The organism is Paraburkholderia sp. BR10141 (genome assembly GCF_056155635.1).
The window spans coordinates 1-793 of record NZ_JBMIQH010000129.1; the positions used below are offsets into that span (position 1 = coordinate 1).

Genomic DNA, 793 nt, shown 5'->3' on the forward strand with positions numbered 1-793 from the left:
GTAAAATCCACCGACGACAACGCATGACAAGCATGATGACAAAGACGAAGACGCCATGCAAGACGCTGCCCGCTGGCATTGGCAAGGTACTGAAGCGGCTGCACTACCCGCTGGATGTGATCCTGCTGTGCGTCCGGTGGTACGTGGCGTACTCACTGAGTCTACGAAACCTCGAAGAAATGATGGCCGAGCGGGGTATCGAGGTGGACCATTCGAGCGTGCACCGGTGCGTTATCAAGCTGCTGCCGGTGTTTGAAAAAGCATTCCGCAAACGCAAACGGCCTGTCGGCAAGCGCTGGCGCGTCGATGAGACCTATGTCAAGGTCAAAGGCCATTGGAAATATTTGTACCGTGCCGTGGACAAAGCGGGCAACACGGTGGATTTCCTGCTGTGCGCCCATCGGGACAAGGCCGCGGCGCGCCGCTACTTCGAGAAGGCGATTGAACAGAACAGCGAGCCCGAGACAATCACCGTGGACAGGAGTGGCGCCAATCTGGCTGCGCTTGAAGCGCTCAATGCCGAGCGCTTAACGCCGATCAAGGTCCGGCAAAACAAATACCTAAACAACGTCGTCGAGCAGGATCACCGTGCCATCAAACGCATCATCAAACCGATGATGGGGTTCAAGGATTTCCGCTGTGCGCGCATCATCCTGTCTGGCATAGAGATCGCACACATGATCCGCAAGGGGCAGATGTGTGACGATGGCGTCGCCTCGACTGCAGCTGAACAATCCTATTCTCTCGTGATGTAAGCAATCCTCTTCATCTCAGGCGCCTGATCGTCGCATCG

1 protein-coding gene is annotated in these 793 nt (G+C 56.2%); it reads left to right on the top strand.

The annotated features are described in order from the left end of the window. Positions 1-32 precede the first annotated feature (32 nt). On the top strand, positions 33-755 hold the full coding sequence (locus tag ACOJB8_RS41140; RefSeq protein WP_475017990.1) for an IS6 family transposase: 723 nt from the start codon (positions 33-35) through the stop codon (positions 753-755). Positions 756-793 lie beyond the last annotated feature (38 nt).

Coding starts and splice junctions, on each gene's coding strand:
- ACOJB8_RS41140 (WP_475017990.1), top strand. CDS start 33: ATGATGACAAAGACGAAGACGCCATGCAAGACGCTGCCCGCTGGCATT.